The 14,557-nt window shown below is 58.6% G+C and carries 16 protein-coding genes and 1 pseudogene; 9 read left to right on the top strand and 8 right to left on the bottom strand.

Going from position 1 to position 14,557, the window contains the following annotated elements; all coding sequences use genetic code 11:
* Positions 1-58: 58 nt before the first annotated feature.
* From AB0C38_RS13805 to AB0C38_RS13780, 6 genes and pseudogenes are all read right to left on the bottom strand, one after another.
* A complete protein-coding gene (locus AB0C38_RS13805) occupies positions 59-1,531 on the bottom strand; it encodes an SAVED domain-containing protein (RefSeq protein WP_360671685.1) in 1,473 nt (490 codons plus the stop codon).
* On the bottom strand, positions 1,528-2,049 hold the full coding sequence (locus tag AB0C38_RS13800) for a Mov34/MPN/PAD-1 family protein (RefSeq protein WP_360671683.1): 522 nt from the start codon (positions 2,047-2,049) through the stop codon (positions 1,528-1,530). Before AB0C38_RS13800 ends, AB0C38_RS13805 begins: the two co-directional genes overlap by 4 nt.
* A complete protein-coding gene (locus AB0C38_RS13795) occupies positions 2,046-3,329 on the bottom strand; it encodes a ThiF family adenylyltransferase (protein WP_360671679.1) in 1,284 nt (427 codons plus the stop codon). The genes AB0C38_RS13800 and AB0C38_RS13795 overlap by 4 nt, the downstream gene beginning before the upstream one ends.
* The gene (locus AB0C38_RS13790; RefSeq protein ID WP_360671676.1) at positions 3,326-3,667 is read right to left on the bottom strand and encodes a hypothetical protein; all 342 of its coding nucleotides are present in this window, start codon (positions 3,665-3,667) and stop codon (positions 3,326-3,328) included. Before AB0C38_RS13790 ends, AB0C38_RS13795 begins: the two co-directional genes overlap by 4 nt.
* A gap of 208 nt (positions 3,668-3,875) precedes the next feature.
* On the bottom strand, positions 3,876-4,835 hold the full coding sequence (locus AB0C38_RS13785; protein WP_360671673.1) for a nucleotidyltransferase: 960 nt from the start codon (positions 4,833-4,835) through the stop codon (positions 3,876-3,878).
* Between the two features lie 196 nt (positions 4,836-5,031).
* A pseudogene (locus AB0C38_RS13780) lies at positions 5,032-5,232 on the bottom strand (helix-turn-helix transcriptional regulator); the annotation flags it as partial.
* A gap of 753 nt (positions 5,233-5,985) precedes the next feature.
* Between AB0C38_RS13780 and AB0C38_RS13775 the strand changes: the two are divergent.
* From AB0C38_RS13775 to AB0C38_RS13755, 5 genes are all read left to right on the top strand, one after another.
* Positions 5,986-6,768, top strand: a complete 783-nt coding sequence (locus AB0C38_RS13775) for a class I SAM-dependent methyltransferase (protein WP_360671670.1) — start codon at positions 5,986-5,988, stop codon at positions 6,766-6,768.
* Entirely contained in the window at positions 6,765-7,685 is a 921-nt protein-coding gene (locus AB0C38_RS13770; RefSeq protein ID WP_360671667.1) for a hypothetical protein, read from the top strand. Before AB0C38_RS13775 ends, AB0C38_RS13770 begins: the two co-directional genes overlap by 4 nt.
* Positions 7,678-8,340 carry a hypothetical protein gene (locus tag AB0C38_RS13765; protein ID WP_360671665.1) on the top strand — a complete coding sequence of 221 codons (663 nt, stop codon included), beginning with the start codon at positions 7,678-7,680 and terminating at the stop codon, positions 8,338-8,340. The genes AB0C38_RS13770 and AB0C38_RS13765 overlap by 8 nt, the downstream gene beginning before the upstream one ends.
* 622 nt (positions 8,341-8,962) lie before the next feature.
* On the top strand, positions 8,963-9,190 hold the full coding sequence (locus AB0C38_RS13760; RefSeq protein WP_360671662.1) for a transposase: 228 nt from the start codon (positions 8,963-8,965) through the stop codon (positions 9,188-9,190).
* Positions 9,190-9,315 carry a hypothetical protein gene (locus AB0C38_RS13755; protein WP_360671659.1) on the top strand — a complete coding sequence of 42 codons (126 nt, stop codon included), beginning with the start codon at positions 9,190-9,192 and terminating at the stop codon, positions 9,313-9,315. Before AB0C38_RS13760 ends, AB0C38_RS13755 begins: the two co-directional genes overlap by 1 nt.
* Positions 9,316-9,500: 185 nt before the next feature.
* On the opposite strand, the gene AB0C38_RS13750 is transcribed toward AB0C38_RS13755, so the two are convergent.
* Together AB0C38_RS13750 and AB0C38_RS13745 are read right to left on the bottom strand one after the other, a co-directional pair.
* On the bottom strand, positions 9,501-10,145 hold the full coding sequence (locus tag AB0C38_RS13750; protein WP_360671656.1) for a hypothetical protein: 645 nt from the start codon (positions 10,143-10,145) through the stop codon (positions 9,501-9,503).
* A 104-nt stretch (positions 10,146-10,249) separates the two neighbouring features.
* Entirely contained in the window at positions 10,250-10,972 is a 723-nt protein-coding gene (locus tag AB0C38_RS13745) for a class I SAM-dependent methyltransferase (protein ID WP_360671653.1), read from the bottom strand.
* 374 nt (positions 10,973-11,346) lie between these two features.
* On the opposite strand from AB0C38_RS13745, the gene AB0C38_RS13740 reads away from it, so the two are divergent.
* The 4 genes from AB0C38_RS13740 (at position 11,347) to AB0C38_RS13725 (ending at position 14,546) form a co-directional block, all read left to right on the top strand.
* Positions 11,347-12,312: a nucleoside hydrolase gene (locus tag AB0C38_RS13740; RefSeq protein ID WP_360671650.1), complete on the top strand. Its 966-nt coding sequence runs from the start codon at positions 11,347-11,349 to the stop codon at positions 12,310-12,312.
* A 100-nt stretch (positions 12,313-12,412) separates the two neighbouring features.
* On the top strand, positions 12,413-13,018 hold the full coding sequence (locus AB0C38_RS13735) for a histidine phosphatase family protein (RefSeq protein WP_360671934.1): 606 nt from the start codon (positions 12,413-12,415) through the stop codon (positions 13,016-13,018).
* 859 nt (positions 13,019-13,877) lie between these two features.
* A complete protein-coding gene (locus AB0C38_RS13730) occupies positions 13,878-14,156 on the top strand; it encodes a hypothetical protein (protein WP_360671647.1) in 279 nt (92 codons plus the stop codon).
* A 42-nt stretch (positions 14,157-14,198) separates the two neighbouring features.
* Entirely contained in the window at positions 14,199-14,546 is a 348-nt protein-coding gene (locus AB0C38_RS13725; RefSeq protein ID WP_360671644.1) for a hypothetical protein, read from the top strand.
* Positions 14,547-14,557: the final 11 nt, after the last annotated feature.

Genomic DNA, 14,557 nt, shown 5'->3' with positions numbered 1-14,557 from the left:
GGCCATCCACTGGGAGGGCAAGCCGTGGTGTCTGTCGAAGACAATGCACATGATCCGGTTACGCCTCAACGACGAAGGCCGGTACGTACCCCCGGCCGGGGCCGAGGTGTTCATACACGGTGGTTGGTGCAAGGCGGTTCCATCTGTGGCCGAGGAGGAGAGCGAGCCCTCCGGGACCTGCCAGGTAGAGGTGGATACGCTCAGCGGGGCGGCATTCTAGTTCGAGACGGATGGAGTTGCGGATCTCTTGGGCGTAGGCGACGGCTGCACCGGGGCTGTTCACGGCTTGGTCGTGGGCGCCGTCTTTAGGAAGAAATACGACTAATTCGGCGACGGCTATCGATTGACTGCGCAGATGCTGTGTGACGGCGACGGTGGGATCGACGGCGATGCCGATTGCGACAGCGAGGCCGTTCCCTGCGCCGATGGTGGTTCGTGTGACGTCGGAAGGAGGGACAGGGGTCCGCGGTGTGTTGCTTGACCACAGGACTCCCTGCTGTACGTAGCTAACGGTCTTGCCCGTGACGTGTGCGAGTTGGGCGCCAGCGAGGAAGAAGGTTGCTTGCCGGAGAGCGCCGCGAACCAGAATGTCTTGAGCGCCGAAGGCTTTGAGGCGGCTGACCGCGTTGCTGAGGTCACACGCCATAGCTGCCCAACTTGCCGGGTCGGCGGGTTGCGTACGAGTCATGGGGCTGTCGCCTTGGTAGAGGCCAACCCAATTGAGAGTCTCGGCTGCGTCTTCGGGGTGCGGATCGTAGTCGATGGCTTGGATGAGAAGAATTGAGCGAGGCTTGTCGGCCCTGAGCCTGAGCGCGTCGATCTCGTCGTGAATGTCGCGAACGGTCAGCACTCGTTTTCCGTCGCGGATCCATCCAGCTGCGGCGGAGATCCCGACGTCGAGCGCGGTCTCGTCGTGGCAAAGGCCGGCGGCAAGCATCAGCACCTGCGCGCGGTCGCGTTCGCTGGCGACAGTCATCCCGGTGCGGAATTGGAGGTGGTCGAGCAGGTCAAGGAGGTCAGCACGGGAGACGCCGACGTGTTCGGCCCAGGCGATTATTTGAAGACCTGCCGCCGAGTCGGGTGTGGCGAGTCGAGCGAAGGGCGTGAGTAGTTCGGTTCTGCCGTCGACTCGATGAAGCAGCGGATCGTCAGGGTCTAGAACGCGGTTGCTGAGCAGCTCCAGAGTCGGCGGGTGGTCGTCATCGCGTAGGATCTGATAGCTGTTGTAGAGCTTTTCGAGTACGGATTTTCCGCGAAGCGGTCGGTCAGTGAGATATCCGTCGTTGATCGTTGACGCTGTGGTGGTTGCCCACTTCACCTGTGTATATCGATGTCCCAGCGTTGGGCGGCGTAACACGACGTCGTCGACGTTGCCGGCTCCGTTGATTTCGATTTCGAGCTGAGTGATTTGGTTGTGTGATTGGATGACGCGAAGAGCGGCGCCCCAAGCGATGAGATCCTGATAGTGGTCGCCGCTTCGACGCACACCGCTGCGTGACGGGAGTCCAGCTGCGGGCGTGGGGTTGGTCATATCGGCAGATGTCCTTGTCCGTCAACGTCATCGGTGAGTTGGATCGGTATAGCTGTGATGCTGCTCAAGGTGCAGGCCCAGGCGATCATGCCGATTTCGGGTGTGCGTCGTGGCGGTAAAGACCCGATGATGATCGACACGATCACCGTGAACTGGAGTTCTGGATCAGTGAGCAGAGTGAGGTAGGTGTCGACGTCGGTCCTGCTGGGGACAGGTTCGGTGCTCGGGTGGGTGTGCCATTCACCGATCCATATGCTGCCGTCTGTTGCAAACGCGGTATCGGCCAGCCGCTGAGCATGGGCACGATCCCGGAGGAAGAAAGCTTGCGTGCGCACCGCGGCAGGACCGGGATCGCCCGCGTACCGCACGTCGGCGACGCCGTCTGCGTTGATGTTGCCGAGCAGGATGCCGCCGGTCTCTCGACCGTCGCCGGCAGCGTCGACCTCGCGGGCGATTGTTCTGGCCGCGCAGTCAGTGAGCTGGACGTTTCGAATCGCTCCAGGTTCGGCGTAGCTCATGCTGGCTCGCACGTGGGGCAGCCCGGCTCGGGCGGCTTCGACGGCAACCAACGAACAGTGGCACACCCGTCTATATCGAATGGTGGCGCCAGTCCGGCCTGGGGTCGGAGCCCTATCAGACCGTGTTCCCCGGCAAGGGTCTGGTCGGGATGGCCGCGGCGTTCCAGCAGGGTCGCCACGCTGACCTTCGCAGCAAGTTGCCCAACGAGGTGCAGGTCCGATCCGACAGCAGTCATAGGGCAGTGAGTTGTTCCCGTGCCGTAGTCGGCGTCCAAGGCGGGTTCGGGATCGATGGCGCCATCTTCGACCAGTGCTTCGCGTTGACAGACCAGACAGCCACGGTCTAACCACGGCCTCAGACGGATGATCTCACCGAGTGCCCCGTCCTCCAGGACGCAGGCAAGCACGGCATCGCGGTTAGCGCGGCGGGCGAGGTGGCTGACGACTCGGCGGGCTGCAACGCCGTCAGCCGCACACAGCACGAGGTGTACACGTGGAAGAAGGGCTCGTACGCGGTCGCTATCGCCGATGACGTCGAGCGGAAGCGCCTCGACTATGGTGTCCGGGCGAAGATCGCTGAGCTGCCGCTTAAGCACGTAGACTTTGCGCTGGCCGACGTACTTCGCGTCGCCGAGGTGACGGACGAGGTTGCGTCCCAGTAGCCGGTCGGGATCGAGCAAGATCAGACGCCCTACTCCGTAGGTAGCCAAAGCATGGGCCGCAGCACCTCCGATGCTGCCAGCACCCACTACGAGCACCGATGTCGTGACGAGGTCAGCAACGGGCCAATGTCCGGCAAGTTGCTGAATGCCCTGGTCGGGGGCCTGAACGTCGAGATCCACGGGTTCCACGGCGGTCGGGGTGACGTACCAGGCGGCAATGTCTGGAATATCCACTTCCGGGTAGGAGGTGTGGACGTCGGCGGAAACCGTCAGCGCTAGGTAGCTACCTCCGCCGGGGTTCATCCATCCCGCGTCGATCGACGATTTGAATCCATCAAGCTTCAGTCCACCTCGTATTTTGCGGAGGTGCCACCAAAGAAGATGCAACTCGGGCGGGACTCGGTACCATCGGTGGCCGCCACGGGAATCAGCCGAGTTAAGGAAATGGGTCTTGGGTTGAAGCGCGGTCGGCAGGATCGGATCGTTGCCGTGCGATACCGCCACGACCGCTCCGACATTATCGGTGTCGGAAGCTTTGTAGGTGATCTGACCCCATTGCCCACCGTCACGGATACGTTGCGCGGCAGGATAAGGGACAAGGACCAGGAGGCCGCTCACACTTGCTCCTCACCCGATGGCGGCGCCTGCGCGAGGGCTTCCTCAACCAAGTGATCTTGGCTGGCGTCCGTGACGATCCCGTTCTCCGTCAGCGCCTCGACTACGCCGGCCTTGAGGAGCGCGTATTCCACTCGCCAGCCAGCAGCTTTCAGGAGCAGGTCAACGATCGAGTCACGACCAGTCCACGTCGCTGCATCCTGCAACAGACACAAACTGCCATCGCCCATGACGTGAAATCGAGCTTGGGTGTACTCGACCGGCTCGGGAACAGGATCGAGCGGGTAGATGGCCGGCGGCATCATCGGGTAGACGTGCCCGTACTCGACGTTGACCGGCATGCCGATGTCACCGATCAGCTCCCGCAGATGGGCAGGCTCCGGTCGGTTGAACGGCCATAGAGGCAGCCGCCCCTCCCACCGGCCTGGCCCGTCAGGGACCCACCTCAGGTCAGGGAAGCACTTTGCGATCTCTGCTTGGTCGCGGGCGAGCCGTCTCGGCTCACACGCCCACCAGGTCACCGGCTGATCGTCATTTAGAGGCATTGCGTCAGCCTTGCGGCGCGTCCTTAACCGGGCGTGGCCGCAGCAACGTGGGACCGACCACCGCTACTGCCTGGGTTGTCTTCTTCTCCTCCGGAACCGGGGAGTCCTCACCGAGCAGCTCCTGCCAGACCTGCGCCGCGTCGTCTGCGGCAGCAGCACACGCCCGCTTGGCCAAATCACGCGCGTTCTCCAGGGCCGAGCGCAAAGCCGCCACGTCGAGGTCGGGCTGGATAGCGCCGCAATGCCCGGCTGGATCTTCGACGCCGTAGCCGATCTCCACGGCTGCTGCGGTGAAGAACGCTTTCAAGGCCTCAGGCCGGTTCTTATCCACGGGCAGGCACTCGAGCGCGAGCACCTCGATGACCAGAGACTTGACCTTGGTCGGCACGCCATGCCGCCACAGCTTGAGCACCCGAACCATCGGCCGGAAGCATGACCACTTCTCCTGGCGGAGCTGCACCGCGCGAATCAGGTACTCAGGATCGGCTGTGTTCCACTCACCCTGTCGAGTGCTCGGCAACTGTAGAGTGTTGTCGGGCTGCCGTAGGGCCGGCATGACGTCGACCGTGAACGCGTCGTCCTGCTCGGGCGGGTCGATGAAGCATTTCACCGCCCGGTCCCGGGTCCGGCCCAGTCTGACCAACTGGTCCACGGTGCCGTTGGTCTCTCCCAACAGCGTGTTGACCCGCTTGCGCACATGATCGAGGGCGTCCTGAGACGAGGTACCCGGCGAACCCCAGTCAGTGTGCTGCTCCTGGTCGAAGACGACGATGAGGTCGACATCGTGGACCGGCTTGAGCTGGGTGCTGCGGCGCAGCGACCCCGAGCCGAAGACCTCCACGACGTCGCCTTCCGCACGGAGCGCATCGCTGAATATGTCCCGCCGCTCCCGGGCAAGGGCGACCTGCTCAGGGGCGGCGTCCACGGTCTTCTGGTAATCGTCGAACGCTGCGTTCAAGTCCATGCCACACCTCGTATGTGATCAACATCTTCGGTGCCGTAGGCCATGACCTAGGACTCCAGTCCGAGGACGAGTGGCTCATGCTGCACCGCTGAAATCACGATAAGCGCACCCACCGACAAAACAGCGCCAGACGGGCCGGAGTCGGACACCAGTTCGAAGCGTATCGGCGTCGCTACGCGGTTGTGGACTGAGCCGCTTACCGGATCTCAGCGGTAGTGGCGGGTGGTGGTTCGTGTCCATCAACGAGGCTGGCGGGTTTGACCTTCAGAGCAGCCGTCAGCCTGAGGATGTTGTGGAGGGTGACGTTGCGTCGGCCGCGCTCGACTTGGCCAATGAAGGTCCAGTGCAGGCCGGCATAGTGGGCGAGCAGCTCTGGGGTGCCGCCGAGTTGCTGGCGACGGTCACGGACACTGCACCGAAAGCGATGGTAGCTGGGGAGAGATGGAGGATCCGTGTTGGCTCAACCGCATCTGTCCAGAGACTGATGATCCAGAGGCTAGACAGACTACTCCAGATGTGCGCCGTCAAGCCGAGCCTTGATCCAGATCGTGCCAGGCTGATCACTGAGAGTGAGATGGTCACGTCGACCACTTGCGTGTCCGGTAGATGCTTCAGTTCTCCATCGCGGCCTGTCGCTCGGCATGTGCACGGCTTCATCGGCTCGGCGGAATTAACGGGGGCTACGCGCGCTTCGATGGCTGCCAAATGTCGCCGTAGCTTCGCCTCGGCGTCCTTTATCCGCTTCTCTGCCGCCGCTGGCGAGCTTGAGTCCCCTCGGAATCCCATTGTCCCGCGGCCGACGTCGACGCTACTGAGATCTTGCCGCTGACGGAACGTGACCGATTCTCCTCTGCGAAGTTGAACGTCTCCAGCCGGGTCTGGACGTTGGGGGCGCGACTCCAGCGGGCCTGTCCGCCAGGCATGCTGAGGTGGGGCAGCTTGTTAGCGGGATTCATCGTGGGCCATCGTGGGAGCGGTAACAAGGTAACCCCTCGCAGCGATCTGTTGTATGCGGATCTCTCTGCGTTCGATGACGCGGGGGCGAGGAGTAGGAGTTCAATGTGCGGTGTGACACGACGGTTTTGATCTTCCGACGAACACGAGCCGCCAGGGCAGAAGCTACTTGCGTAGGTCGAACGCGTTGTAAGCGATGAGCCAGGGAGCAACGCAGACCAACTACGACCGGCTGGGAACTAGATTCTCGAACCGGAGCTGGGCTCAGAACGACGAGATTGCGAAGCCTATTAGAAGTCTCACGAGTTCGCTGAGCGGTAATCGGTGGCTTGAAGTGGGGAGTGGTGCGGGAGATTTTACCCGGATTCTTTCCGGTCCCGGCCGTGACATTGTTGGCTTAGACCTTTCTATTGGGATGCTGCATGGTGCACGTACTCAAGTTGGGCTAAAAAGCGCAGTTCAAGGTGACGTATGTAGGTGTCCCTTTGAATCGTGCACATTTGATGTTGTGGCCTGTCGAAACGTTCTCAAGCATTGCTCCGATATGTCGTCTGCGATCGTCGAGATGAAAAGGGTATGTCGATCGTCAGGCCATCTAGTGGTCGTAGAATCCTGCGTTGCCAACGAACTTGATCGCGCCTTTATGAACTCAGTAGTGGCAGTGACTGAGCCAAATCAGTCGCCGTTCTTAAGGCCGGGAGAGTGGGTCGAAGCTTTAACTGACTCACGTGCGCGGTTGGTGTCGAGTACTACATTTACGCATCAAGTCGTCTCGACGCCAGACTACCGCGTTGAGCAGTATGGATTAAGTGAAAATCAACTAGAGGAGCATTGGAAACTTTTCGCAAACGCACCTGAGGAGATTAGGGGACAAAAAGAAATTAGACAGTCTAGCGACGGCGTACTCGAATTCCGTCTTCTGTGGGTGGCAATAGTGATCCAACTTATGGCTTCGCCTGCGAACAGTCAAGAAGGATGACGTTGGAAATTCCTAGGCCGAAATACGCGCGAAGGGTATTCTATTTCACCACGATGGGAGTGTGTGTATTACTTGTCATTGTGCAATTCGTCATAGTCCCGCTGGCATCTTCGGCTCGGCCGCCATCGGCGGCTGCCGTGGCAGGTAGTCTTTCGGGGGCTCTCTTCACTTCGATCGTATCAGGCGTTGTTATTGCCACTATTCTATTGTGGCTTACTCCGGAAAAGGATGAGAAAAATCAGCCTATCGAAGTCATCGCTGCATACGAACGTAAGGAGGTCCACGAGCGGTCAAGGTCGGATACAAATATATGGTGGTATGTGGGAGCCATAGGCCGGTACAATCGTGCGATAGCATTCCCGGATCTTGCTCGCCGCGCAAGGCTTGAAAATGCCAGCAAGAATATTGTCTTGCTGCTCATTGATCCAGATAACATCGATACATGTGAACGCTATGCAAGGTGGAGAAACGGGCTTCGTTCGACAAGCGGATCCGAAGGATGGGATGCAACCCGCGTTCGTCGAGAGCTTCTTGCGACGATCCTATGTGCTTACTCGTGGAGTGCCCAAGAATCTTTCCTGGAGATCACAGTCGGGTTAAAGAATGAGTGGTCACTTCTGCGTGTTGACATGTCATCGCGCTTAGCCATAGTGACGGCGGAGGATGCACAATATCCAGCTTTGAAATGTCGATCAGACGGCTTCTACTACAATATACTTCGTGAAGATTTTCGTCTCGGCCTTGCTCAGGCAAGACAATTGCCTAAGAGTGTTGCAGCTGTGCCACTGAAAGAACTAAATTCGGAAAACGCGCAAAAAATCTTCGGCGAGCTTAGCTTGCGGCTGGATGGATTAAGCCCTTCTGATGTTGGCGAAATTGTCCGTATCGCGAAGAAGCCGGAGAATCCGTATGGCTGACTTCAAGGCGACCCTAGCTACGCTTGCTCAAGCCGAAGAGTTCCACCTTACCTGTGCGCAAGTGCAGGGTCTACTGCTTGACGACAATTTCCTGGGTGAACTCTTTCAGAGGTGTCAAATAGTAAAGCATGCTCTTGGTTTTGTGCAAATCCGATTGGGCAATATCAACGGAAAAGCTATTCGCCTTCATTTGTGGTCGCGGGAAAGTGTTTTGACCTCGGTGTCAGCCGGTTCCGAAATTCACTCTCACCCGTGGCCGCTTCGCAGCTTCGTCCTCTGTGGAAGTATTAATAATCGCATTTATGAAGTAGTTGAGTCGGATTCAGGCACTGATGAGCTCTATAAAGTTGAGAGGCACGGAAAGCGTGTTCATCATACTCGGCTGCACGTTCGGGTTTCGTGGAAGATCGTATCAACGCGTCTAATTCACGCCGGTTCGTCCTATGCTATCGACGTGTCAACTTTCCACTCCACTGATTTTGCCGAGTCGGGATCCTTGACATTAATCGTAGTCGGACAAAGAAAAGGATTACCCGCGCGGGTCGTAAAGCCACTTGATGGGCCGACGACAATTATAAAGGCGCCGGTCCTGCTTAGTGAAAGTGGCAATCGACTGGTGCGTGAGTCGATTATCGAAATGCTCAGACGTGTCTAGCAATGAATTTGCCGGGTTTCAGTCGCATGATCTGATGGTCGGAGATGGAGGGAAGACTGAACAACGTTCATAACCTGAGCAGCTACCACTGCTGCTACTCGCTACTGTGCCCCCGCCTTTTTAAGACGGGGGCACAGTAGTATAAGACATCACCGAGCGTTCAAGGCGCTGGCTGCGTAAGTCGAGTATACGTCCGCTTCGGCAACGTCGCAACTGTGCAAGGTTGCAGAGGGCTCAAAGCTGGCGGTTCCGCCCTCTCCGTCGAGGAAAGTACACGTGGAGCTACAGACCTAGTACGTGGTGCGGCCTGCGAATCGGACGGCGTCAATACTACCTTTGGAAGCGGCCTAGATGTATGAGGCCATGACGTTGGTGACGCCGGCGTGGAGCCGGGTGACTGGGGCTGGTTTCCGGCGGTGGTGTGTGGCCGATGCTAGAAGCGCACCGCGGCCGCGTTGGCCGGCTGTTCAGCACCCCGGTGTCGGAGGGCACGGTGGCAGCGATGACGAAACGTGCTGCCGACGGTTGACCGACTTCCTGACCCGGCTGCGCGACCTGCTCGCCGCGGCCGAAGTAGCAGGGTTCGACGAGACAGGGCTGCGGGTGCCGGGCGCTGCACTTGGTGGACTGGGCCCGCACCGAGAAGTACACGCTGATCACTTGCCGCCCCAGACGCGGCCGCGCGGGCATGGAGAATGCCGGTGTCCTCGGCCGCTTGCGCGGGGTTGCGGTGCGCGACGCGTGGGCTCCCTATGACACCTACTTCGACGTCAAGCATCAACTGTGCTGCGCCTACGTGTTGCGCGAGTTGCAGGCCGTCACCGACACCACCGCGGACGGGAGCCAGTAATGCTGGCCACCCAGATCGCTGACGCGCTCGTCGCGAAGCGAAGCCTGACTGCCGAAGCGATCACTGGCGGCGCGGACGCAATCGAACCCACTGCGCTGGCCGCTCAGGTCCACCGCTACAGCTGAATTCTGCAAGTCGGCAAGTTGCTTCCTTTTGCATCTTGCCTGACAGAGGGCACATTGTGGCGAGAAGGAAGGCTGTAACGAGTATTCCTTGAATCTTTGTCTGTACTGGCTGTCGTGGCTCGCCAGCGGATGCCGACCGATCCTCCCCGGTGTAGAGTCCGTCGTCCTGTCTGGTTTAATCTCGTCTAGCTACTAGATTTTGCATGCGCAATAAGATACTGGCGGACATCGTCATGTGACGACAGGGTTGGGCTATCCAGTATGCGCTCCATAGTGTAGAAGCGCTTAATGGGAACGCTTCCGAAATCGACAAAAAATGCGTATCCTCGAGTGTACTTGCCCTTATGATTGCGATCAAAACTTAGTAGGCCAAAGTTTCTCACGGTTTCCGCGGGGTCGCCGACAAGAGTTCCTTCGCCGATGTGTGCGAGTTGGTTGTGATCCAAGTCTATTAGTGTCTTGGAGCTTTGCCAGGTCGCGCGAACTTGGTAGCTTGGATCGAAAGCTACCCCATGATAGTTATAGTCATCATTGATTGGGTTGTATTCAATGACGGCTAGGGCAACTGGTCTTTCAGGTTGATCTTGCACATCAATTAACCAAATGCCCTCAAATGCTGCGCGTCGATCAACGAGGCGTCGAAGCTTTTTGAAGCGCAACGGGAGACGAAGAACTACCCGTTCGACAACAGCTGCCAGAAGTACTCCCAGTACGGCAGATATAACAACAAGGGGCCCGTCCCTCAAGGTTGGGCTTTGTAGCAATCGGGAAACTCCGAGGGCTGCAGCTGCCGCAATGGCGAAGAAAAACGATCGAACGGCTATGGACATGATCCTCTTGTCTTCCCTTTAGGTGTCGGAAGTCTGCGGTCGCACTTAAGTAATATTATGGGGAGCAGTGCACTTGATCGGGACGCTAATTTTCTAGATGCATCTCAGGTGCAGCTGGGCGTGAGCATTAATATCCAATACACCGGTTTCGTGTCGAATCCGGAAAATCTAGCGCCCAAGCGCTCCGCATCGATGGGGAGTGTAATGGTCTCTTCAGTCTTGACGTAGAATTGAGGTTCCGAAAGTTTCTCGCGGTACCATGCCGTATTCCGATAGTAAAGACTAAGTGAAACTCCATCCCAGCCTGCTGGAAAAGTTATGGTCTTCGAAAGCTGCTCCTGGGCGAGAGCTGTGTTTGCCGCGAGTGTCCAAGACGGGTGGACAATCGATACCAGTGCGATGCCTGAATCCTTTAGGTGTGCTCGCATCCAGGCTGCGGCACGTCGCAGTGTTGCATCATCGACAAGCATGAGTACGCTACAGCACAGAATGACATCAAACTGCTGACCAATGCTTGGAGGGTTTCGAATATCTAAAGAGGCTATAGTTACCCTGGATTCAAATTTCTTCTTGCATTCAGTTAGCAGAGTCTGATTTATGTCGGTTGCCGTGATACTGCAATCGTTGGAAACTGCCGGTATTAACATCGCTGTTGCGGATCCTTCACCGCATCCGATTTCGAACACGCTGGAAGGTTGATGGTCGGATATAATCTCCCTGAGGCGCGGGAATAACAACGTCTGCCGGACTGTGTCCCATCGCTTCAACCGCATAAGCCATTGCTCGGCGAACTCTCTGCTCTCGACGCCGCCCGCGAGAATTCCCATCGGATCATCATAGCAAGCGTCGTGTAAACAAGCGAGGAGCAAGTGACGGCGACAGTCTGATACCCAAATGGCGGATTGATTGATCGCGGATTTTAGGCAGCGCATCGTCCTGATCTGCGTATCCACATCGAATCACGCAAATGATGATCTTAACCCTGGTCTTAAGCTTGAGGGACCCGAAGCGTTTGATCGTAAAGCTGTTCGGGTGGTACTTGGGCCTTCGCGTGGTAGTCGCCGTAGCAGCCTGTCATCGGTGTACCTGTATGACAGGCGACGAGGGGTCGTCGTGCTGCGTTTAGTCCTGACTTCCGTGTCCCGAGCTGCTCAAGATCGCGCGGTAGCGTCAGAGACGCGCCTCTGCGAGGATTGACCCCGTGGCCTCTCCTCTGCTCATTGACTGTGACCCCGGCGTCGACGACATGATCGCGCTGCTCTTCGCTTGTGCCAGTCATGAGATCCGGTTGCTCGGTGTAACGACTGTCAGCGGCAACGTTGGTGTCGACAAGACGACTGCCAACGCTTTAGCGATCTTGGCGCTGGCTGGCCGGTCCGACGTCCCAGTCGCGAGGGGCTCATCTCGCCCGCTGATCAGATCGGTCCGCGGCGGAGCCGCGGATGTCCACGGCGATAATGGGCTAGGTGGGGTATGCTTACCCCCTTCGGATGTAGCTCCCGATCCGCGTCATGCTGTGGACTTTCTAGCCGAAACTGTTACTGATTCGGCGGAGCCTGTCACGCTCATTGCGACTGGGCCTCTTACTAATATCGCCTTGTTCTACGCACGCTATCCTGATGTAGCGAGTTCGCTGAGGCGGGTTATAATTATGGGGGGGTCAATAGGTCCGGGGAATGTCACTCCGGCGGCAGAGTTCAACTGTTGGTTCGACCCCGAGGCGGCGTACCGTGTCTTGACGGATACTGGCCTTAGCAGGCAGGTTCCGAATTTCATGATCGGTCTTGATGTTGCGGCTCGTGTATCCCTGGGGGTGAATGAGTTGAGCGTGCTTCGAAATTCTGGTCGGGTGGGCGCTTACGTCGCAGATGCTCTGGGGGGGCAATATCTCAACCATTTTCGTGATCTCGACGGGCGCGACACGATGCCAATCTATGACTCAGTAACGGTCGTAGAGGCCGTTTGTCCCGGACTCATCACTATGGCGCCGGCTTCGGTCGAAGTAGATACATCGACAGAGCGAGGGCGTGGTGCTACTGAAGTGCATTTTAGGTCCTCCAATGATCAAATTGTTGAACAATCGGTAGGAGTTGATGCGAATGGTGAGAAAATTGTCGAAGTCATCTTGGAACGGCTGGCGGGGGGCGATCTGCCTTCCTGCGCGTGAGGATAATAGTGATCTTGACGTGCAAGATGCATGACGTTTGTAGTTTCGATCTTATGTGGGACTGTGTGGGGAGAGACTGGTGTGCTCACTGCGACTCTTAATGATCAGGCACGGCAAGACGTCAGCGAACCTCACTGGCGTATTGGACTCGCTACCTCCGGGCCTTCCCCTGATAGAGGAGGGTTACCTGCAGGCGGAGAAGCTTGCTGAGGCGCTATCAGGAGAGCCGGTCGTTGGTGTGTACGCGAGCCGGGCGACGCGTGCGCAGCAAACCGCAGCTCCAATTGCGGGCAGGCACGGTCTAAAGGTAATGGTCTTGGGTGGCGTGCATGAGGTCCAGCTCGGTGACTGGGAGGGTAGCAGTGACGCTGAATCGCTCCAGGGATTTTTGAAAACGTTCGCACGCTGGCTCGAAAAAGATCTGGATCGGCGAATACCGGGTGGTGAGTCAGCGCGTGAGGTCCTGGGAAGGTTCTTGAGTGATGTTCGAGCCATTCATGCAGGACATGCTCGGGGAGGTGTGGCAGTGTTGGTTAGTCATGGGGCTGCAATACGACTGGCTTCGATTAATATGGCCGATAATCTCGACGTGAAGACCGTCGACGCTCGGTTCATTCCGAACGCAGAATATGTTGTTATGGAGTCCGTTTCGTCGAGTGGTGAGAGTTGGCGTTGTTTGGAGTGGATAGGGGATAAGGTCGATTAGATTTCGGTGCTTGCAGGTGTACCATCGATGATGTGGTCATCGCGCTAGGTGGAATGCCGCCCGCGGTCCCTGGTGATTCTGGGATGTCGCGTTTGTTGCTGAAGATAAGTCTGCAACTATTGCTCGACTGCATCTCAGCTTCGGACTGGGTTGACTGCGCGCTCCGAAAAGTTCTTGTACTACATTCACGGGTCTTCTGTTGGGTCGTCAATAAAGGCCCTTGTTGGCGCGCCGCTGGTGCATATTGCCATCAAGATTCTCGCCGCCGTACCCTTACCTCGCGGTTTGCCGTATCAAGTTGAGTCAGTCAGGTGCGTTTTGCCTAGCAGCAAAGGGCAAGTTTCGACCGAGGGGCGAACCGAGTTAGGCAGGCGGTTGGGTGGCTTGGACGACGGCCGGCAGGTCGTGTTGCGTGCCGCGGTGGTACGCGACGACCGCGGTCACGCCTGCGATGACGTCCGAGTCGGAGTCTGTGCCGTTGCTAACGGTATCGAGCAGGGTATGGACACCGCCGCAACGTCGCCATTCGTCGGCTGGTCCGGCGTGTCGAGAGTGGGTCAATCGAAACTCGGGTGTCAGCTGGTTGCTGACAGTCAGCCAAGTTCGATGCGGGTGAACAGTGTGCAACTCGCCCCTCGGACACTGGGTTCGTGTCCCTAGGGACACGAACCTTGCCGGTCAGCTGAGGCGTGATCACTTCTCGCGATGTCGGTGCTCTGGTATGCCTTGAGCATGTTGTCCATGGGGGACCGTCGGCGAACTGGCTGATCAGCTCGAGTCTGCGCCGGCGGCGTTCGTCGCTCGTTGTGCTGCGCGTCTCGTCCAGTTGTACGGGCGGCCGCCTGGCGACTCTGAGGAGTTGAGCTGGCATAACAGCTGGCCTTGGCTGTTCCACATGCTCCGGCGGGCAGGGCTCGGCGATCTGCGGCTGCTGCCGGAATACGAGTTGCCCGGTAGCGGGCAGCGGGCCGATGCGCTGACCACGGCGATTACGACGGTCTTCTCGTACGCGATGGGCCGGATCGTGACGGGGGAGGACGCCGACCTGGTCCGGCGGGAGCAGGTCACCGTGCTCACTCAGGCGTTTGACCTGGTGGAACAGGGAGTCGGCCACTTCCCGGGAGCCGCCGCGCCGTGACCGGCGCTGGATCCGTGGCCGGGACGCCGCTAGATTGGGAAAATGCCCGAACCGATCCTGGTCTCCATCGCCGCCGCGCTGGCGGCGAAGGGGGCAACCAGCCTGTACGACCTGGTCAAGCGGAAGTTCGCTAAGGACCCCGAAGCCACCGCTGCCCTGGAAGCGGCATCGGCGGCTCCGGCCGACGATCCGCAGCCGATCACCGCGCTCGCCGAACGGCTGCACCAGGCCGAAAAAGATGACCAGGCGTTCGCCAACGCCCTCCGCACGGAGTGGCGGACCCTGTCGGAAAGCCGGATCACCCAGGGCGGCGTGCACAATCAGGTGTCAGGCACGGTCACCGGCAAGGTCGTGCAGGCCGGCGACGTCCACGGCAACATCAGCTTCTGACCGACGGGCCG

Source organism: Amycolatopsis sp. NPDC048633, assembly GCF_040650695.1.
In the GTDB taxonomy this organism is placed as follows: domain Bacteria; phylum Actinomycetota; class Actinomycetes; order Mycobacteriales; family Pseudonocardiaceae; genus Amycolatopsis.
The sequence above is the reverse complement of the archived record's forward strand: the minus strand, read 5'-3'. Positions and strand labels throughout refer to the sequence as shown.